Source organism: Affinundibacterium danionis (assembly GCF_042432465.1).
Taxonomy (GTDB): domain Bacteria; phylum Pseudomonadota; class Gammaproteobacteria; order Burkholderiales; family Burkholderiaceae_D; genus Undibacterium; species Undibacterium danionis.
In genome coordinates this window covers 202519-222574 of sequence record NZ_JBHLXJ010000013.1, presented here as the reverse complement: position 1 = coordinate 222574, position 20056 = coordinate 202519, and the positions used below count along the sequence as shown (strand labels likewise).

14 protein-coding genes are annotated in these 20056 nt (G+C 45.7%); 5 read left to right on the top strand and 9 right to left on the bottom strand.

Features of this window, described 5'->3' with window-relative positions; genetic code table 11:
• Positions 1 to 8: 8 nt before the first annotated feature.
• On the top strand, positions 9 to 1511 hold the full coding sequence (locus tag ACFFJH_RS12305; protein WP_390213031.1) for a YdgA family protein: 1503 nt from the start codon (positions 9 to 11) through the stop codon (positions 1509 to 1511).
• Between the two features lie 111 nt (positions 1512 to 1622).
• Here ACFFJH_RS12305 and ACFFJH_RS12300 read toward each other — a convergent pair whose 3' ends face one another.
• The 7 genes from ACFFJH_RS12300 to ACFFJH_RS12270 all read right to left on the bottom strand — a co-directional run bounded on the left by ACFFJH_RS12300 (position 1623) and on the right by ACFFJH_RS12270 (position 12492).
• A complete protein-coding gene (locus tag ACFFJH_RS12300; RefSeq protein WP_390213030.1) occupies positions 1623 to 3134 on the bottom strand; it encodes a peptide MFS transporter in 1512 nt (503 codons plus the stop codon).
• A gap of 464 nt (positions 3135 to 3598) precedes the next feature.
• Entirely contained in the window at positions 3599 to 5869 is a 2271-nt protein-coding gene (locus ACFFJH_RS12295; RefSeq protein ID WP_390213028.1) for a penicillin acylase family protein, read from the bottom strand.
• Between the two features lie 233 nt (positions 5870 to 6102).
• Positions 6103 to 7002 carry a TolB family protein gene (locus ACFFJH_RS12290; protein WP_390213026.1) on the bottom strand — a complete coding sequence of 300 codons (900 nt, stop codon included), beginning with the start codon at positions 7000 to 7002 and terminating at the stop codon, positions 6103 to 6105.
• A gap of 57 nt (positions 7003 to 7059) precedes the next feature.
• Positions 7060 to 7815, bottom strand: coding sequence for a LytR/AlgR family response regulator transcription factor (locus ACFFJH_RS12285; RefSeq protein WP_390213024.1), 756 nt, complete (start codon positions 7813 to 7815; stop codon positions 7060 to 7062).
• Positions 7816 to 7918: 103 nt separating this feature from the next.
• Positions 7919 to 9355 carry a sensor histidine kinase gene (locus ACFFJH_RS12280; RefSeq protein ID WP_390213022.1) on the bottom strand — a complete coding sequence of 479 codons (1437 nt, stop codon included), beginning with the start codon at positions 9353 to 9355 and terminating at the stop codon, positions 7919 to 7921.
• Between the two features lie 107 nt (positions 9356 to 9462).
• On the bottom strand, positions 9463 to 9915 hold the full coding sequence (locus tag ACFFJH_RS12275; RefSeq protein WP_390213020.1) for a response regulator: 453 nt from the start codon (positions 9913 to 9915) through the stop codon (positions 9463 to 9465).
• Between the two features lie 87 nt (positions 9916 to 10002).
• On the bottom strand, positions 10003 to 12492 hold the full coding sequence (locus ACFFJH_RS12270; RefSeq protein ID WP_390213018.1) for an alpha/beta hydrolase family protein: 2490 nt from the start codon (positions 12490 to 12492) through the stop codon (positions 10003 to 10005).
• A gap of 469 nt (positions 12493 to 12961) precedes the next feature.
• Here ACFFJH_RS12270 and ACFFJH_RS12265 point away from each other — a divergent pair, with 469 nt between their 5' ends.
• The 4 genes from ACFFJH_RS12265 to ACFFJH_RS12250 are packed head-to-tail and all read left to right on the top strand — an operon-like array spanning position 12962 to position 17843.
• On the top strand, positions 12962 to 14605 hold the full coding sequence (locus ACFFJH_RS12265; protein WP_390213016.1) for an HD domain-containing phosphohydrolase: 1644 nt from the start codon (positions 12962 to 12964) through the stop codon (positions 14603 to 14605).
• Between the two features lie 15 nt (positions 14606 to 14620).
• On the top strand, positions 14621 to 16462 hold the full coding sequence (locus tag ACFFJH_RS12260) for a CHASE2 domain-containing protein (protein ID WP_390213013.1): 1842 nt from the start codon (positions 14621 to 14623) through the stop codon (positions 16460 to 16462).
• The gene (locus ACFFJH_RS12255) at positions 16459 to 16974 is read left to right on the top strand and encodes an SH3 domain-containing protein (RefSeq protein ID WP_390213011.1); all 516 of its coding nucleotides are present in this window, start codon (positions 16459 to 16461) and stop codon (positions 16972 to 16974) included. Before ACFFJH_RS12260 ends, ACFFJH_RS12255 begins: the two co-directional genes overlap by 4 nt.
• Complete coding sequence (locus tag ACFFJH_RS12250; RefSeq protein ID WP_390213008.1) at positions 16974 to 17843, top strand: M48 family metalloprotease; 870 nt, start codon at positions 16974 to 16976, stop codon at positions 17841 to 17843. Before ACFFJH_RS12255 ends, ACFFJH_RS12250 begins: the two co-directional genes overlap by 1 nt.
• Before the next feature lie 85 nt (positions 17844 to 17928).
• Here ACFFJH_RS12250 and ACFFJH_RS12245 read toward each other — a convergent pair whose 3' ends face one another.
• A complete protein-coding gene (locus ACFFJH_RS12245) occupies positions 17929 to 19104 on the bottom strand; it encodes an acetyl-CoA C-acetyltransferase (protein ID WP_390213006.1) in 1176 nt (391 codons plus the stop codon).
• A gap of 299 nt (positions 19105 to 19403) precedes the next feature.
• Complete coding sequence (locus ACFFJH_RS12240) at positions 19404 to 19970, bottom strand: phasin family protein (protein ID WP_390213005.1); 567 nt, start codon at positions 19968 to 19970, stop codon at positions 19404 to 19406.
• Positions 19971 to 20056: the final 86 nt, after the last annotated feature.

Genomic DNA, 20056 nt, shown 5'->3' with positions numbered 1-20056 from the left:
TGGGTCACATGAAAAAAAGTTCCTTGGCTATTGCCGTGGTTGCCGCTCTGGCAGTCGCTTATCCAGCCGCCTCCTGGGTCACAGGCAAACGCTTAGAAACCAAATTGAGTCAACTCAATACCAACGAGGTGCTGTTTTCTAAGTTAAAGATAGTCAAACAAAACTACACCCGCGGTATCTTCACATCGACCCAAGAAAGTACGATAGAAATCAGTTACGCTGACATGGTTCCAGGCATGCCTGCACCAGCCCATTTCCAAGAGCCAGAAGCGACAACAGCAGACAATAATGCGGACAATGCCGACAATGCGGCGCAAGCAATGCCGGACATGATGCCTGTCATCAAGCCTATACAAATTCAAATTATCAACCATATTACGCACGGACCTATCCCCGGTATCGTTGGCATAGGCGCGGGTAAGATAGAAACAGAATTCGTTCTAGATGCAGCAACCGTCGCCGAAATCAAAAAAATCTTCGGCGACAAAAAATATTTAGAGCTACAAACTGTACTTAACTACAGTGGCGGCGGCACAGTCAAAATGAGCAGCCCAGCAATTAATACCGTGGTTGGTACACGTCAAGATAAACTCAATTGGAAAGGCTTGAATCTGGAATTCGCATTCGATGCAGCCTACAAAAAATTGAAATTTGATTTCAATGCGCCAGGCATGGATTTGGTCAGCAGCGACGGTAGCACCACCATGAATCTGGGTGCGGTCAAAATGAATGGCGACGCAGAACGTGCCTATGCTGATGGAATACTCTATGTTGGCAACTCAAAAGCGAGTATCAGCGGCATCAGCTTCGCCAATACCCAAGCTCCCAATGCAGGCTTTAATTTGAAAGACCTGATCTTAGAGAGCAACACCACGCGTAAAGACGATTTATTCGATTCAGCGCTAAAAATGGGCATACAGCAAATTCAAGTTAACAAACAAGATATCGGTAACTTCCATTACGACTACTCTTTGAAAAATCTGCACGGTCCTAGTTTCAATCAATTATTCACCGCCTTATACGCAATGGATCGTAAAAATCTGACGCCTGAAAAATTGGAAGAGATGCAAGTTACTTTCAAAAAACACGGCGCCGAAATGCTCAAGTATCAACCCGTCTTGTCTTTAGATCGCCTCAGTCTGGCTGGCAAAAACGGCGAATTTAAGGCTAGCGGTAAATTGCAATTTGTCGACGTAAAACCTGGTGACATCGATAATCCTATGCTCTTGTTGAACAAACTAGAAAGCAAAGCTGATGTCAGTTTGGCGGAAACCTTGGTACAAGAATTGATTAACGGCACACAAACCGATCCCGATGCACGCACCATGATGCTGGGCATGTTTAAAGCCAGCATAGAACCCTACGAAGCCCAAGGTTACATCGCCCGCAATGGCAGTAACTTGAGTTCGCAAGTGCTCTGGAAAAATGGCAAGCTGACGATTAATGGCAAGGCTTATCCAGCAACTGCAGCAGGCGAAATGCCTATGGAACCAGCGCCAGAAATAAAATAATCAGCTTCAAAAATTAGCTGGTGTTAGCTAGTATCAGCTAATTTAAGCAACAAAAAAGCGACCCGTGGGTCGCTTTTTTTGTTGGGTACATCAACTACCGTAGTTTCAATTTTACTTCACACCATGCATCAATTTTTGCATCAAAGGTCCAATCAAGAACAATACGATACCTGCGCCTAATAATGAGTAGAAGCCGAAGGTATAGCCGCTCAACGCAGACGCTACCGACATCCCGCCATCACCACTCACATGGCTAGCAAAAATACCTGACAAGTTATTACCAATACCCGTCGATAAGAACCAGCCGCCCATGCCCAAGCCGACCAAACGTGTTGGTGCCAACTTAGTCACCATCGACAAACCGATTGGAGATAAGCACAACTCACCAATTGATTGAATCACGTACACCATGAACAAAGTCCAGAATGGAATTTTGCTCTTTTCATCGACCAAGAAAGTCAAAGCGTACATCAACAAACCAAATGCCAACGCGTTACCGATCAAACCCAGACCAAATTTACGTGGGATAGATGGATTCAAATTACGACGACCTAACATTACCCACACCGCAGCAACCACCGGTGCAAAACCAATAATCGCTAAAGAGTTAACGCTTTGGAACCACGCCGTTGGGAAAGTAAATGCGGAGGTCAAATCACGATCAACAATTTTGTCAGCCAAGAAAGTGAAAGAACTACCAGCTTGTTCGAAGAACATCCAGAACAAAATATTGAAGGTAAAAATCAATAACATCGCGATCACTTTATCACGAGCGATGTTACCGTTGCGGAAGCCTTCTACCAACAACATAATCGCCAAGCCGCCAAATAAAATGAACAAAACAATTTGTAATTTTACGGCACCCATAGAGAGTAAGAAATAGGCAACTGGAATTACGCATAAAGCACCGATCGCGACATAAATCACGCGCGACATACTTTCTGCGCCAGGGGCTGGTGCGCCTATACCTTTTAACATGCGACGGCCGATAGCAAACCAAATCAAACTCAAAACCATACCGATACCAGCAGCGATAAAGACGATCTTGTAAGCAGGGGTGTCGCCAGTGCTGAAGACTTTTTGTGCCAAGAATTGAGTAAAGATTGGTGCCAAGAAGCCACCCACATTAATACCCATATAGAAAATAGTAAAACCAGAATCACGACGGGTATCAGCAATGCTGTACAACTTACCCACCATGGTAGAAATATTCGGTTTAAACAAGCCGTTACCAATAATGATGGTCGCCAAACCCATCTTAAAAATATCTTGGTTGGGAATCGATATCATAAATAAGCCAGCTGCCATGAATACCGCGCCCACTAAAATCGAACGCTGGTAACCAATCACTCGATCAGCTACATAGCCACCAAACAAAGCAGCGGCATACACTAGAGCCAAATAAGAGCCATAAGTCAGATTAGCGTCAGCTTGGCCAGCGCCAGAGCCTTGGTAGAACTGATCAACGATATACAGCACCAAAGCCCAACGAATACCGTAGAACGCAAAGCGCTCCCAGAATTCGGACATGAATAACATCCAAAGTGGAGCGGGATGCCCCATGATTTGCTTAAACTCTGGAATTGGGGTCTCTTGACCCGGTGTGATTGCAGCACCGCTCATGCAATTTTCTCCTGTTTGAATTTTGTAAAACTTATTTTGAATTATCGTAACAGTTCATCGTAACTACTCGTCATAACTACTCATAGCAATTACTGAATGACATCAAATCCGCCTAAATCTATCCTTATCCGTCCACATCCGTCCAAGATCCACTAAATCCATTAAGTCCCGATCTCATCGCAATTCCCATTTCATTTTTTGACGGGAAAAGGCACTTTTCTGTATTTTTTATGTTTCTCTTTCTGCATTCTGTACTTACCAAAAATGCAGGGATTTTCAACGACGGTGCATTCTAAACTAGAAATGTCAGACATGCGGTCAATTTGTGGCGAGGAAAGGCGCTAGATTTATTGCGCATTGCGGCATTTTTTATGATTTAGTTGATCTAGATCTGATCTTCTTCTCATTACTCGCATTGCGGCATACCAAAGCATCACCTTGCTCGGTATGCCACACGACGTAATTTACTGCCCCGGATGATAGCTGCGTTTTAAGTGCTTAGCGATGTCTTCTGGGTAAAACAGCACGTCTTTAAACTGCGCTTTACTATACATATCGGCCTGATCATTGAAGTGTGGCGAGGTAGGATCGCCACTTTCACCACCGGCCAATATGCTCTTCGCTTGGATCCGAGGACCAAAGGAAACGACAGCAACAAAACTATTGCCACGATCACCATAGATTCGTTTGGTCGTTTGTTTGGCGACCATGCCATAGGCGGCTAACGCCCCCCAATTACCCGAGGCAAATGCAACGGGCAAACTGGGCTTGTTATCATCATAAGTGGCATTTATATCACCGGACAGTCGTTGAAAACGATTGATTTCTCCCCAAGGTGTTTGCCAACTTCCAAAATCCTTTTGCAAACGCTCACTGGCACGTTGCAAACCCGACAGCAAAGCAGATGCGGGCAAACTAGGTAGGTAATCCACGACCGGCATATGATGGCGACGCGCTTCGGCCGCGTGTGTCTGTACTAAATCTTGCGCCCAATAGATTGCCAAGGAAGTGGGACGAGATTCTAGGCTGGTTCGCAAATCCCATTCGCGCAAGCTTTTAATTTGCTCAGCTAAAGCCGGGCTGGGCGCAGCATCATAGGCTTTAAATAAGGGCGGCAATAAAGATTCAAACGCGGTAAGCTCACTGTCATAAGCCAGTGCAATCATACCGTCCAAAGTCAATTTATTGGCGTCTTTCAATACTTTGACGGCGTGCAAACCGCGCGCATTCTCGCCATTACTCCACATATAGCGCGGATAATCCTGTTGGCGCGGACTACTATTACCGTCCCCGATACCGGCTGCTGAAAATGGCCAGTTATTGGTATTTTGTATCCAGCCGTTGGCGGGATTAAATAGCTGAATAATGTCCTTGACCGGATGCAGACCTTGCCAGTCCGCCGCACGAGTGCTGCCATCAACCGGCTGTGTCCAGTCAAGTTGCGGATTACGACGCGGCACAAAATCACCATGGAAATACGCAATATTGCCATCGCGATCAGCATACACCGTGTTATTCGATGAATTCGCGCGCAAATCCATGACTTTGGCAAACCCAGCATAATCACGCGTCTTAGTGCGCAGATAGGATTGCATCAAGGCTTTGACTGGTTCATTCATCAATTGCACTGCGATCCATTTACCATCCGCAGCGCGCACCACAGGGCCATGATGGCTAGCATAGGTGGTGATCTTGCGATTGGTTATACCGGTACTGGTTTTATAGGGCAGATTTAGTTCGACGACTTTCAAAGCTCGTTGCTTGCCTTCATACAGATAATAGTATTTACCTGCTTTCTGACTCACGGTGAGCGCAAACTCATCAATCACGTCGGCCGCATTTGAGGTATGCATCCAGCCATTATATTGATTGAAGCCCTGATAAATAAAGAATTGACCCCAAGTCACCGCGCCGTAAGCGTTCAAACCTTGTGAACTGGTCACTTGCACTTCGGGACGAAAATAGAACGAGGTATGCGGATTAATCCACAACATCGCCTGTCCATTCGCGGTACGAGTAGGGGCAACCGCAAAACCGTTAGAACCACGTGGTTCCGGCAACAGGGGATCGGTATCGAGCGCTGCTAATTCAGGACGCTTCCCCTGTTGCGAACCGTACAAGGCAGCGAGTTGAGTAAGATTGACCGACTCAATATCGCCACCAATACTACCTTCACTAAACGCTAAAGCCATCCAAGGTTCAAAATGAGTGATCAAGCGTGGTTTGACCTCAGGATGGGTGTGCAGATAATAGTTCAAACCATCCGCAAAGGCATTCATCAGTTGCTTAAGCCAGACCGGACTGGCCGCATATTTGGCTTGTAAATCCTTAGGTTGAATAAACAACTTCATACGCAAATCACGCCAAATCTCAGCCTCACCTTCGACCTCAGCCAAACGCCCCAATGCATTGATGTAATTTAGTTCTACGCGTTTAAAATCATCTTCTGCCTGCGCATATAGCAAGCCAAACACGGCGTCGGCATCGGTTTTACCAACCACATGCGGGATCCCCCACTTATCACGCGAGATCGTGACTTTCTGCGCGGTGGCTTGCCAGCGTGCGAGCTCTTTCGAGGCCGCAGTTGGTGCGCTTTGTGCGCTTTGTGCAGTCGCCATATGAACACTGGCGTAGAGTAAAAATCCTAAACTCGCTAGCGTCTTTGAAAGCGCCAATGTTTTTATCGGCGTTTTTGTTCGTTTTTCTGATAATTTCATTTCAGAACTCAACATCATGCATGCTCCTTTTATTGGTTTTTATTATTAATTCCCCTAACGAAAGGCTAACACAGCTCACCGCATTTACTCATCACACATTCATAAGATAAAAAGCAAAACAGACACCCGATTTCTCAAGTGTCTGTTGATTTTCCAAAAGTATGGGAATGGAAAATTAAGAGGCATTTAATTATGGCATTTCACTTTTTCACGGCAAATCAATAGTAAGCCCTCAAAAGTAAAAATGACTCCTACTTGACCATAGACTTATAAGAATACGGATCGAAGTTTATCAAATAAATATCTTCTATCATTCTGTCCGCCCCTTTTTGCTGACGAGTGAAATACAACTTACCTTGATGAACAAAAGGGCAGAATTCAGCTAAGTTTGAATTGATAGGTAAACCCAGATTGAACGGCTTAGTCCACCCACCATTTTCAAAAAAACTAATATACAGATCGACTTCACCAAAGCCCGTGGCATCCGAAGAAAAATAAATTAAGTAATCTTCGTCAGGGGAGATAAAGGGATTGGATTCTCTGAATTGTTCAGTATTGACTGGCATACCGATATTGATGGGTTTCTGGTACTTCCCATTGACGAATTTAGACACAAAAATATCTGAATTACCAGGCTGATTTTCATGGTCTTTCATAAAATAGATATTGCCATTTTTTGCGATTGACGCGTAAGACTCTGAGGCTTCCGTGTTGATCACGCTTCCCATATGAAAAGCCGCTCCCCAGCCTTGGTCTGTCTTTTTGACTGCCCAAATATCAAAATCCTTTTTCGGTATCCCATCCGCATTCGACACCGGACGATTCGATTGAAATAACACCAGATTACCGTCGGGACTAAACATAGGATCGATATCTTTCCATCGTCCGCTGTCATCAGAAAACAGCGCTATTTTAGGCTCAGTCCATTGGCCATTCACATTCGTAGACTCCATGATGGTGAGTTTTTCTCGCTTGCCCTGAGATTGCACCCACAGTGCGGTTTTACCATCTGGAGATAAAGTCAGACCAAACACCCCACCATTAGAAATGAGAGGCGCTTGAAACTTTTCTGGCAAAACTTGCGCAGTCAGAATAGGTGTAAAAAATAAAGCGCTGATAAGGAAAGCAAATTTATACAAATTCGTCATCATCGTCACCATAGAGCTAACAGTTTTTAAGAAAAACAAATTACTTAAACATACATCGGCCTACATAGGCTTAAATCGCCAAGCATAAGCCTGACTCACCTTTAACAGCTCTTTACTGCCACGCAGTTCCACCGTCACTTTGCCTAATTCATCGCGGTGAGCTTTGGCGATCGCTTCAGCGCGCACTACGACGCTGCGATGAATTTGCCAAAACACTTCGGGATCTAAACCGTCGATAATTTCTTTCAGCGGTTTGCGCACGTGTGCCTCATCATCAGCGCAAACGACACGCGTGTATTTTTCATCCGAAGTGAAAAACAAAATTTTATCGATCGGGAACATCTTAATCGTGTCGCCAACACTGGCACTGATCCAGCGTATGCGCTCAGCCGTTTGCGGGCGTAGGCGCTTGTCTAGCTCTTGCATCAACTGACTGAGATCACTTGGTGCGGCTTTCGTTGCCAGACGTTCTTTGAGGCGATTGATGGCATCGACCAGACGTTCGCGCGAAATAGGTTTAAGCAAGTAATCAATGGCACCTGCCGAAAAAGCTTCTAAGGCATGATTATCGTAGGCTGTAGTAAACACCGCATGGCAGTGGCCTTTGGTGGCATTGGCAACATCCAGTCCTGTCATCCCCGGCATACGGATATCGAGAAAGGCAATATCCGGACTATGGTGATGGATCGCTTCCAAAGCTTCGGTGCCATGTTCACACTCCGCCAGAATTTCTAACTCTGGCCACAACTCGGCGAGCATGCGGCGTAAATCTTTACGAGGTAAATCTTCGTCATCAGCGATGATCGCAGTGGTCATATGCACTCCGTCTAAGACTATATATGTTAAAAAATAGGATATTTATATCAGTTTATGATTCAGCTTATGAAAATACTTTAGCATCAGGCAATTAAGCAATTATTTAAGCAATTAAAGGAAGCACGATACTGGCGGTGACGCCACCTTCAGGTCGTGCTTTCAAAACTAAGCTGGCACGTGAACCGTACATGGATTCGAGACGTTCGCGTATATTGGCGAGACCAATCCCGGAACCGGAAGTCGCACCACCAAATCCGACTCCGTTATCACTCACCGCGACTTCTAGTTTCTCTTCATCGTCTTGATCAAAATAACGCGCATTAACACTAATATGCACCGGGCCAATTTTGGGTTCGATTCCATGTTTGATGGCATTCTCTACCAAAGAAATCAGCATTAAAGGGGGAAATACCGCGTCTTTTAATTCAGATTCCACGCTATATGTCAGGCGCGGTATACGCGCTTGCATCAAACCTAAGTAAGCTCGCGCCGCCTCTAATTGTTTTGCTAAGCGGCCTTGCTCAGAGCTACCATCACCTCGCATCTGAGGTATGGTAGAACGCAGATAATCAACTAAGTGATCCACAATTGCCGTCGCGCGCACTGGTTCGGTCAAAATCGCAGAGCGCACACCCGCTAGAGTATTAAACAGAAAATGTGGTTCTACCTGAGCCACCAAAACCGAGAGACGCAACTCCGCTTCTCGTCTCGCATCTTGCGCGCGTTTCAACTCTTGTTGACGCAAGGCTTCCGCTAAGCGTTTACGTTGCCGGAAAAAGAACCATAAATCAAAGCCGCTGCCGGTATAAATAACTAAGAAAATCATAGGGAAAGCACTCAACACCAGCTGAATCAATTTATCGATTTTGACGGTGTCGCTATTCGCCGTGCTGCTGACGGCAGTGGATTTGCTCGCGATGGTGCTAGGGCTTGAGCCTGGGCTTGATGCTTCCGCTGTTGCTGCAGATCCTGAAGCAGCAACCGTCTCCGTACTCGCTACCGCAGACGAACTAGGCGCGCTAGCCGCCGATCTTTCAATATCATTGCTGGCTTGTGAATTAGTAGATTGTGACTCAGGGTTATTTTTTTTCGCCTTGGAGGGAAACTTGTAATTCGCATCGCCATAAATCGCCAATTTCGCTAAGTTATCGGTGACTTGCGCGACACCGTAGGCGATCCCAACACCCGACAAAATAGCGATACTTAGATAAATACCTTCTTTACGACTTGTAAAATGTTTTTGCCTTACCCACACCGCCATGGCTTGGCCAACTGTCGTCAAACTAATCGCAGCCAAGATAACGGGTAACATAACGGCAGCGTAGGTCTTCCAATCGCCCTTCGTCAAAGCGGCTATCGCACTGATTAACACCGCGATAAAAATATAAACGCTGATAAAAGCAACGGTTCTATAACGAAACCACGTTTTAGAAAATACCGGAAAATTACGATACCGATTCAACCAGGTATCGCTTTGTATCGATACCTCGGCGGGTAATGCTTGTTCTGACATAGCAGGGGTAAGGGATGAAGAACTCATAAGGCCTCCTTAAGATTATGTCTCACTGTAAGCGAAGGTCAGAGCTTGGTGTAAAAATGTGATGGAATTAGCTGATACCTGATAAAGCAAGAGAAATACAGGATGAACTAGTCGCTAGGAGGGTTGCTGTTGCCATCAGCGGCAGGAGTTGGGGAAGTGCTAGCCGCTTCGGCTTGTTTTGCGCGCGCCTGAGAGGCAATGCGAAGTATTGTATTACGAATTGACATCAGTACAGCGGTTGCATTGAATGGTTTCACGATAAAACCCACCACGCCCAAAGCTTGTGCTGCTGCGATAGTTTCCGCATCCAATTTGGCTGACACCAAGAACACCAAAGCTTTAGGTAATTGGGCACGTAGATTTTCCAAGATCGCCAAACCATCTTTGTCGGCTTCACCGATATCTACGCACACAATTTGCGGTTGTAATTTGACCATTTTGGCCAAATTATGCGCACTGTGGTTACCATCACCTATCACTTCGTGCCCACCATTCATCAACACCGATCCCAATAAATTCCGGGCAACGGCTTGATTATCTAAAATGTAGGCTTTGAGCATAATAAGAATTTAAAAGTGTTATCGCGCTGGAATTAAAATGCATTGTAACAACAAAACACTAAGCTTTTAGTTGCTATGCCAAAAAAGCTATTTACCAGAGACAGGTTTAGCATTTTTTACATAACGTAGCAACCATTGATCTTGCTCCCACAGCATATGCAATAAAGATTCACGCGCTCGGTAACTGTGACTTTCATACGGCAACATCACCAAACGTGCCGGTGTTCCTAATCCTTGCAAAGCCTGATACATACGCTCACTTTGCATAGGAAAGGTGCCGGGATTATTGTCGTCTTCGCCGTGTATCAAAAGCAGTGGCACGTCGATCTCATCAGCGTAATTGAAGGGTGACATCTCTTGATAAGTATCGATCGCCTTCCAGTAATTTCTATCTTCGGCTTGGAAACCAAATGGTGTCAGGCTGCGGTTATAAGCACCGGAACGCGCAATTCCTGCTCGAAATAAACTCGTGTGCGCTAACAAATTGGCTGCCATAAACGCCCCATAACTATGTCCGCCTATGGCTATTTTATGTCGATCTGCGACGCCCAAACGCACCACCTCATCGACCGCTGCTTCGGCATTCATTTTAATTTGTTCGATAAAGGTATCATTGGGTTCTTTACGGCCTTCGCCCACTATCGGCATAGCAAAGCCATCTAATACGGTATACCCACGCGCCAACATCACTTGCGGCCCTTGTACATTGATGCGATTAAATTTATAAGGCGAGCTAGTCACCTGAGCAGCAGTCTCTGCGCTTTTAAATTCACGTGGATAGGCCCACATCAACATTGGTCGCGCACCATCGCGCTTTGGATCATAACCAGGAGGTAAATACAAGGTCGCGCTCAAACTCAAACCATCTTGACGTTCATAGTGGAGCTGACGCTTTTGTATACCGCGCAATTGCGGTGTCGGATGCGGAAACGCTGTCAAGGCTTTAGGTGCGGCATTACTACTTATACTACGCAGATACAAATTGGGGCGTTCATCCTGCGACTCACGGGTGGTAATTAATTGCGTTCCCAAATCATCAACCACGCCCAGCACTTCCTCGTAATAAGGTGCTTTAGAACGCCATAAGCGTTGCGCTTTTTCTGTCGGTAAATGATAGCGATCTATAAAAGGCCGATCGCCTTCTGGGCTGGCACCGGTGCCAATTAAAAACATGGATTGCTCATCACGGGTCAGACGTATCACCGAACGGCCGTATTGATTCAACTCCATCAATGGTGCGCCGGGATTTGCATACTGATCCTCCGACTTACGTGCAAATAGCAAATCAGGTTTGCTGTGTGGCGCTCCAGGTTGAATACGCCAAGTACGAATTTCCTTTGTCTTGCCCCAAGTTTCTGTTACCAGCGCAAGGTGATCATTGCCCCATACGACGGAATTAAAACGCCACGCTAAGTCCATTAATTTTTGTGGTGCGCCACCAAATGGCACACCATGCTGCATCAAAATATCATGCACTTTAATATTGCTATCGGGATCGCCACCACCTTGCGCTTCCAGCCAATATAAAGTCGCAGGCTGATCATTGCGCCAAGAGAAATTGCGCGGTCCCGCTTGTACCGCATCGTTAGCGCTCGGCAAGCGTTCACGCATCGGCAACTCAGCAATGGTTTTTAATTTCTTACCCTCAATATCCCACACTTCAATCAACTGTCCGAAGCGCTCTAAAGGTAATTGATAAGAATAGGGGCGTTTGATTTGCGTAGTGAGTATCCATTTACCATCAGGCGATGCCAGCGCTTTTGTCAAATTCATGTTAGGACCAAAGCGCCGTACCTTCCCTTGCACACTGACCATTGCCAATTGGGTTTGTAGCTGCCAATCGAGCATATCGGCATCAAAGGGATTTCTTAATAAATCAGGATAAGTACGGGTTTGCGCTAATTTACCACCGCGCGTTTCCTGCATAGACGGGCCAGTCGGTATCGTGCTCTCACGAGGCGCAGGCTTTTGTGACTTAGGTAACAGTCTGACCAATAGCTGATCGGCTTGCCCATTGCCACTGACCCAAGAAAAACCCGCGCTGGTCACTGCGTTCAAAGGTTCTTCTATCAATTTATGCGCAGTAGCCGTTTTGACATTCAGCAACCACAATTCAACCCCACGTTTGCCCCAATTACTAAAGGCCAACCAACGTTCATCGGCCGACCAAGCCATATCAGCGATTTGCACGCGATTTGGTAATCCACTGACTTTGCGCGTATTACCGCTGGCAATTTCTAACAAACTCAAGCCATCACTAAAACTGGTTCGGCTCGCCGCCCGCAGGCGTGAATGGACACGCAAACCCGCCAGTTTCAATTCGGGCTGGGCGACTTCAGCAATACTGGGCAAGCTAGGAATACTGATCAATAAACCCATCTTATTGAGCGGTCCTAAGCGAAACTCCGGTCCACGTGGTGCATCGACCAAAGCCTGTAACTCTGGCGCAGGCACTTGATATTTACTATCTATCGCCAACGCTGGCGCGCCGCATAGCAGCAAAAATACTGCGCTGACACCACCTACAATACCACTGATCAGATTTTGTCTATGGGACGAAAAACAATTTGACGACATCCCGTCATCCTTTTTTACTTAGATTCGATTGACATTCGAAGTTGATACAATTCAGTGCCGATTTACGTTAAACACACACCAAAATGAGTAAACATTCTCTATTTTTGCGGTATTTTGCCGCAAACTCGGGATGATTGTTGTAAATCCTGCTCATTTATCAAAGCGGAATAGGGCGATGACCGCCATTTTCACATCGATCTTGCCTCATATTCATATCTTTTAAGCATCAACAATGTGCACTGGAGTTCATCTCGTATCTCATATCAGCAACACTTTGTCGGGCTGTTGTTTTAACTAACGCGCTCAGGGGAATTACTAGGATTTAAGTAGAGGAACGCTTAGACTTTAGGAATATCCTTGTCGATAACCATATAGTTTTACCAATTTTCAAAAATACCCATAGGGCGCATTTTGATCTCTTGGTAGGTCATGGTTGATTCTCCATTTTTAAATTGATTGATGTGAGTCTATGTCAGAACTGAACCACGAACAAATTGCTGAACGCCTACAACATTTAACCGAACTCAGTGTCGCTTTAAATGATATTAAAGAGGTCGATCAACTGCTAGAACGCATTGTCAGCACCGCCAAAACGATGACCAATGCCGATGGCGGTACTTTGTATCGGGTCAGCAGCGATAAGCAAAGTCTAGAATTTGATATCGCTATTAATGACACGCTCAATCTACATTTTGGTGGCTCTCACGAAAAATCTTCCAAGATGGCATCCATTCCACTGGTAGATCAGGCAGGCCATCCTAATCTCAGCGCGGTGGTCGCCTACGCGGCAAATCTCAAACAGTCAGTGCGCATCGCTAGCGTCTATGACGCAGACTTATTTAATTTTTCTGAAATGCGGCGTTTTGATGAATTGAATAATTATCGTTGCCAGTCTTTGTTAACCGTACCTATGCTTAATCACGAATCTGAGCTAATAGGTGTGCTGCAATTAATTAATGCGATAGATCCGGTGAATAAAGACATTCATAGTTTTTCAGAGACCGACCAAAGATTTATCGAAGCGCTAGCGTCGCAAGCTGCGATTGCACTGAGCAATCAAGAACTGATTTTTCAATTAGAGAATTTGTTTGAATCTTTGGTCAACCTGATCAATATAGGAATAGACGAAAAATCACCGAATACGGGGCGGCATTGTCAGCACGTTCCAGAACTAACCATGATGCTTGCCGAAGCTGCCCATCGTCATAATGAAGGCCCGTTAAAAGACTTCAAAATGACTGATCGTGATCGTCGCGAATTATGGATGGCGGGCTTATTACACGATTGCGGCAAGATCACAACGCCTGTGCATGTGATCGAAAAATCCACCAAACTCGAAACCATTTTTGATCGTATTCACCTGATCGATGCGCGCTTTGAAATCTTGCGACGTGACCTAGAAATTCAATATCTAAAACAAACTCATACGCTCTCTGCCACCTCAGAGCAAAAGCAAGCGGCCGAACAGGCCTACAAAAACGAGCTAGTGCAACTAGACCAAGAAAAAGCCTTTTTACGCCATGCCAATATCGGTGGCGAGCGTATGAGCGACGAAGATCAACAACGCGTATTACAGATTGCGCAACGTCGTTGGATAGATAGTCACGGCGTACAACAACATTTACTCAACACCGAAGAAAGTGAGAATCTAACCATCAAAGGCGGCACCTTAACCGCCGACGAACGAAAAATTATCAACAACCACATCGCCGTCACGATACGCATGCTAGAAGCTTTGCCTTGGCCTAAGCATTTAAAAAATGTCCCTGAATATGCGGGGGGGCACCATGAACGCATGGATGGCAAAGGTTATCCGCGTGGTTTGCGTGGATCACAAATGTCAGTACAAGCACGCATGATGGCAATTGCCGATATTTTTGAAGCACTGTCGGCTAAAGACCGCCCGTATAAAACCGGAAAAAGCATCACAGAATCGCTCGATATCCTCGGCAAATTCAGTTTAAACGGACACATCGATCCCGACTTGTTTCATATCTTTGTGAAGGAAAAAGTTTATCTGCAATATGCGCAAAAATTTATGGACAGCGCGCAAATTGACGAGGTGGACGAAAGTAAAATTCCCGGCTATCTGGCACCATCGCCAACTTCATAAATAGCCTTCTTTACGATGAAATCTTCACTGCGCTTTATTCACGTTTTTACGCTAGTGGTGGCACTTCTCGCGGTCTTTGAAGTGCTATCGCCAAGTTACCTACTCAACCTCGATGGTAAATTTTCTGACTGGTTAGTCAAACTACAGGCGGAGAAATTATCCGCTGACCCTGCTATCGTGATCCTCAATATCGACGACCGCAGCTTGACCCAAATGGAAAGCAAAGTAGGTAGATGGCCTTGGCCTCGTTCGGTCTACGCAGAAGTGGTGGAAGCCATTCTGCAGCAACAACCCAAAGCAATCGTCTTTGATATTACGTTTAATGAACGCGATTTGGACAGACCCGAAAGCGATCAACTGTTCAACCAGGCGATCAAAGATAAGCGTAATATTTTTTTCCCCTTTATCAGAAGTGAACTTGATCGTGCGGCCTATGTGGGAAAACTCAGCGATTTACAAAACCAATTGGGATTAATCAAGACATCACGAGCGAATGAATTGGCCAATGGTGCGTTTTTATTGCCCATGGTAATTGACTCGCGCCAGTGGCGTATCGGCACTGTCAATTTCTTAGGGGATGCCGATGGCGTAGGGCGGCGCTATGAACTTTACACTGATATTTCTGGTTGGTTAGTCCCATCCCTACCAGCCCGTGTCGCTAAGGATTTGGGTTACAAAGTGCCACAGAGATCCGATTTAGTATTGACTTGGCTTGGTAGTAGTAATCCCTATCAACGCATTTCATTTACCGATCTTTATGCTGACATTGATCGAGAAAAGCCCGCACGTCCTGAACAGGAATTTAAGGACAAAATAGTCATCATTGGTGCCAATGCTTCGTCTTTACACGATCTGCGAGTGACACCAATTGATAGCCAGTATTGGGGTTCAAATATTCTCGCCACCGCGATCGACAATTTGAAAAATCAACAGTTCATTTCTACACCACCGCCATGGTTCTTACTATCAGCCACCTTAACGGCAATTGCACTCATTTATACGTGTTTCTTGCGTAGGGTGAATGCGCTTTATCCAGGACTAGGTCTAGCTTTAATTACGCCTATGGTCATCGGTGGAGCCTACTGGGCATTATCCCAAGGCATATTGCTGCATGTCCTTATCCCCTTATTTTTTGTCTGGATCTATTACCTCTGTCTGGCACTATACGAATATTGGATTGTGCACCGTTCGTATCAAGCCACAATTAAAGAATTTGGTCGCTACGTCAATCCACACGTAGTTAAGGAGTGGGTCGCTCGCGAAGGTTCGGAACATGTCGGTGAAAAAGCAGAGAGCCGTGAGATTACGGTTTTATTCTCAGATATTCGTGGCTTCACTTCATTGTCAGAAAGTCGCACGCCGGAACAAATCGTGGATCTACTGAATCGCTACTTTACACTTCAAGTCGAAGTGATTTTTCGCTATAACGGTACTATCGACAAATTCATCGGCGACTGCATTATGGCATTTTGGGGCGCACCGCTCGACAATAAGCAACACGCCTTAGATGCGGTAAAAGCGGCGCTCGAAATGTCTGAGGTACTGGAAAAATTTAAATTAGAGTTAGGAGATCTCTCAGCCGACTTTGATGTGGGAATTGGGCTGCATTCTGGCCCAGCTGTTGTTGGCTCAATAGGCTCGTCAGAACGGAAAGAATTTACCGCCATAGGCGATACTGTCAACCTCGCCAGCCGCATTGAAGGTTTGACCAAAGGTGTATCGCGCATTTTAGTTTCAAAGGAAACCATGTTGCAATGCGGCGACACGCTTGACTTTGCCTCTTTTGGCTCATATAAGGTAAAAGGTCGTGAACAAGAAGTTGAATTATTTTCCCCTAGTCCAAGGAAGTTAACATGAAACCGTTTGCAGTTCCGATTCTTATCGTGGGCACGTTGATGTTCACACCGTCAATGAGCTTTGCACAAGCTCAAGCTATCGTTATACGTAACACCGAACTCAAGTCCAAGCCCTTTAGCGATGCGGAAACACTAAGGTCTTTGAAGGAAAATCAGAAACTTGATGTCGTCTCACGCAAGGCGAGCTGGACTGAGGTCAAAGCACAAGATGCCGTGGGATGGGTGAAAATGCTGAGCTTACGTTTTGAAGACCATGGGACAAAGTCGTTCAGCCTAACAGAGACTTTAGTCTCGGGAGCCAGCCTACAGAAAGGCACAAATACTGGGAGCACGACAACGACTGCGGTGAAAGGTTTAACACCGGAGAGTTTCAAAAACCTGTCGCCCAATATGGATAGCTTCCAGAAAATGCAGAGTTTTAATGTTGAAAAGACAGTGGCGAAGAATTTTGCGACACAGAGAAATTTAAGTGATCAAGAGCTGGCCTATGTTAAAGCCGAAGGAGAAAGATAATGTTCAAACATTTTCTTGCTGCAAGTACGGTTGGGCTCTGCTTGACACTGATTCCTGCAATGGCGACACCGTCCCCGCAATTTAATTTAACTAAGATATTTAAGACGGTTACGGATGGTGCTAAAGCGGCAAAAGATATCTCCGAATCGGATGAGATCGTGCTCGGTCAAGAGGTTGCTGCCAATTTACTGAGCCTCGCCCCCTTGCTCGACAATCAAGAAGTTCAATCCTATGTGAACAAGGTAGGGCGCTGGGTAAGCTTGCATAGTGAACGCCCAGACTTACCATGGACTTTTGTCGTATTAGACTTGAGCGATGCCACTGCTTTTGCCGCACCCGGAGGCTATATCGTCATTACCAAAGGTCTGCTTCTAAAGCTAAACAATGAAGCAGAACTCGCTGGCGTTTTGGGTCATGAAGCCTCTCACGTCGTCCGTAAACATCACCTCAGCGCGATCAAAAAAGCCAATACGACTGCCTTTCTGAAAACGCTTGGCGATACTGCACTTGATGCCAGTGGTAAAGACAATCGACGAAACCGGGCTTTTTTAGAGATTGCCTCGCTGGGAGCTGCTCTCTACGGTGTTGGCTTGGATAAAGACTCGGAATTTGAGGCAGATCGTATGGGTGTCGTTTTAGCGACCAGATCCGGTTACGATTCTTTTGGTTTACCTGCGGTCTTACAAACCTTGCAAGGAAGCAAAGGTAGCGAAGTCAATTCGCTACTATCTACACACCCACCAACTAGTGATCGCCTCAATCAATTGGATCGCGTGATGGGTTCGAATTTTGACCGTTTTGATGCTTTACCCGCTGTCGAAGATCGGTTCCTAAAAATCAAAGAACTACTCACTGCAAAGAAGAAGTAAACAAAGCAAAAGCCCGTGGACTATCTCAGATCCACGGGCTTTTTTATTCTACGACGAATTAATCTCGCTTTATCACTCTATCGCTTTATCTTTCTATTGCCAACGCCACACCCATACCACCACCGATACACAAACTCGCTAAGCCTTTCTTAGCATCGCGGCGTATCATTTCGTGGATCAAGCTGACCAGAATGCGACAGCCTGACGCGCCGATTGGATGACCGATCGCAATGGCGCCACCGTTCACGTTGATCTTGCTGGTGTCCCAACCCATTTCACGATTCACACCTATCGCTTGTGCGGCAAAGGCTTCGTTGATCTCCATCAGATCGACTTCTTCATGCGTCCAACCAGCTTTTCTCAAACACAATTGCGCGGCGGGCACAGGACCTAAACCCATCACGGTTGGATCGATACCAGCGGAAGAATAGGCTTTGATCTTCGCCAATACTGGCAAACCCAGCTCGGCGGCTTTTTTCGCTGACATCATAATGACTGCTGCTGCGCCGTCATTCAGACCTGAAGCATTGCCTGCAGTGACAGTGCCCGCTTTATCGAAAGCAGGACGTAAAGCCGCTAAAGACTCTAAAGTACAGCCGTGCTTGATGAATTCATCGGTGTCAAATACCGTTGTGCCTTTTTTGCCGACGATGTCGTAAGGAATAATTTCATCCACAAACTTGCCTGCTTTTTGTGCGGCTTCAGCTTTATTTTGGGATTCCAAGGCAAATTGATCTTGCTCTTCACGTGTAATGCCATGTTTCTTGGCAACGTTTTCTGCGGTGATTCCCATGTGGTATTGGTTATATACATCCCACAAACCATCGACGATCATCGTGTCGACCAGTTTTGCATCGCCCATACGGAAACCATCGCGTGAACCGGCCAACACATGCGGAGAAGCGCTCATGTTTTCCTGACCACCTGCGATCATAATTTCGGCATCGCCTGCCATAATGGCTTGTGCTGCCAAATGGGTCGCTTTCAAGCCACTGCCGCATACTTTATTGATCGTCATGGCGGGTACCGTGTTTGGTAAACCAGCACGAATAACTGCCTGACGCGCCGCGTTCTGTCCCACACCAGCTGTTAATACTTGTCCCAAAATGACTTCACTAACTGCAGCACCGCTTAAACCTGTTTTTGCCATCAAGGCCTTGATCACATGCGCGCCTAAGTCCGATGCCGGGACTTTCGCCAAAGATCCACCAAATTTACCAACCGCGGTACGTCCAGCGGCGACGATTACGACTTCTTGCATGGGTAACTCCCTAAATAATTTGAATCAAGGTTGCGATGAGTTCATAAGATTACACCAGTCTGTAATGCTTGGCGCGGAATCGACTTAGAAAATACTGCACCGCATCAGAATTGCTGATTTTTTAGACAATTATTTGTACTATTTGAAAAATAGGGACGAAAAAAAAGCTTCCTTTTCAGAAAGCTTTTTTACTTTGAAGTCAGCTAGCTTGCTCAAACAAACTTAACTGCACTTGCGGGCGAAACTTGCGACTTCGTGGTCGTTTCGCGCTTGCCTTAGGCAAACGCTGATCGGCTAAATTACTTCTTTTTTGCTGTTGTCGTTGCTTTTTCAGCAGCTTGTGTGAATTGCTTAGTGGCGTTGGCCAAGTTGTCTTCCAAAGTTGCAACAGCTTGTTTCGCTGTTTTAGACAAATGCTCGTAACCTGCATTGATGTTACCAACCACTGTTTTTAATGCAGTCACAGCTTGTTCGGAACCTGCAGGTGCATTTTTTGTGACTTCGTCGATCAAAGAAACAACTTTTGCATTAGTTTCAGCAATATGAGATTCCACTGCTTTTGTGAATTCTTGCTGAGTTGCTGAAGTGATCGTTGCCAAGTGACGGCCATAAGCCAAGGCTTTTTCTGCATTTGGTTTTGCCTGAGCAGTAGCCAAAGCGATCAACTCTTGCGCATCTTTAGCGTTCAATAATTGTTGTGTTGCTGTCGTGCTTTCTTCGAAAGTTGCCTTAGCAGCATTCACGTTCAAAGATACGAATTGTTCCAAACCTTCAAATGCTTTTTGGTTCAATGCTGTAATTGCAGCAAATTGTGCTTCCAAGTTAGTCTTAGTCGCAGCGATAAATTGTTCTGGCGTTGTGTACATGAAATTCTCCGTTAGGTTGACGATTCAGATTGAGGATTCAGTGTGAATCAAAATGGCAGTGAGTCCAAAAAACCTTAAACATGGTG

Coding starts and splice junctions, on each gene's coding strand:
- ACFFJH_RS12275 (WP_390213020.1), bottom strand. CDS start 9,915: ATGCTCAAAGCCTACATTTTAGATAATCAAGCCGTTGCCCGGAATTTA.
- ACFFJH_RS12290 (WP_390213026.1), bottom strand. CDS start 7,002: ATGATGACGAATTTGTATAAATTTGCTTTCCTTATCAGCGCTTTATTT.
- ACFFJH_RS12265 (WP_390213016.1), top strand. CDS start 12,962: ATGTCAGAACTGAACCACGAACAAATTGCTGAACGCCTACAACATTTA.
- ACFFJH_RS12240 (WP_390213005.1), bottom strand. CDS start 19,970: ATGTACACAACGCCAGAACAATTTATCGCTGCGACTAAGACTAACTTG.
- ACFFJH_RS12305 (WP_390213031.1), top strand. CDS start 9: ATGAAAAAAAGTTCCTTGGCTATTGCCGTGGTTGCCGCTCTGGCAGTC.
- ACFFJH_RS12250 (WP_390213008.1), top strand. CDS start 16,974: ATGTTCAAACATTTTCTTGCTGCAAGTACGGTTGGGCTCTGCTTGACA.
- ACFFJH_RS12260 (WP_390213013.1), top strand. CDS start 14,621: ATGAAATCTTCACTGCGCTTTATTCACGTTTTTACGCTAGTGGTGGCA.
- ACFFJH_RS12280 (WP_390213022.1), bottom strand. CDS start 9,355: ATGAGTTCTTCATCCCTTACCCCTGCTATGTCAGAACAAGCATTACCC.
- ACFFJH_RS12285 (WP_390213024.1), bottom strand. CDS start 7,815: ATGACCACTGCGATCATCGCTGATGACGAAGATTTACCTCGTAAAGAT.
- ACFFJH_RS12245 (WP_390213006.1), bottom strand. CDS start 19,104: ATGCAAGAAGTCGTAATCGTCGCCGCTGGACGTACCGCGGTTGGTAAA.
- ACFFJH_RS12300 (WP_390213030.1), bottom strand. CDS start 3,134: ATGAGCGGTGCTGCAATCACACCGGGTCAAGAGACCCCAATTCCAGAG.
- ACFFJH_RS12295 (WP_390213028.1), bottom strand. CDS start 5,869: ATGATGTTGAGTTCTGAAATGAAATTATCAGAAAAACGAACAAAAACG.
- ACFFJH_RS12255 (WP_390213011.1), top strand. CDS start 16,459: ATGAAACCGTTTGCAGTTCCGATTCTTATCGTGGGCACGTTGATGTTC.
- ACFFJH_RS12270 (WP_390213018.1), bottom strand. CDS start 12,492: ATGTCGTCAAATTGTTTTTCGTCCCATAGACAAAATCTGATCAGTGGT.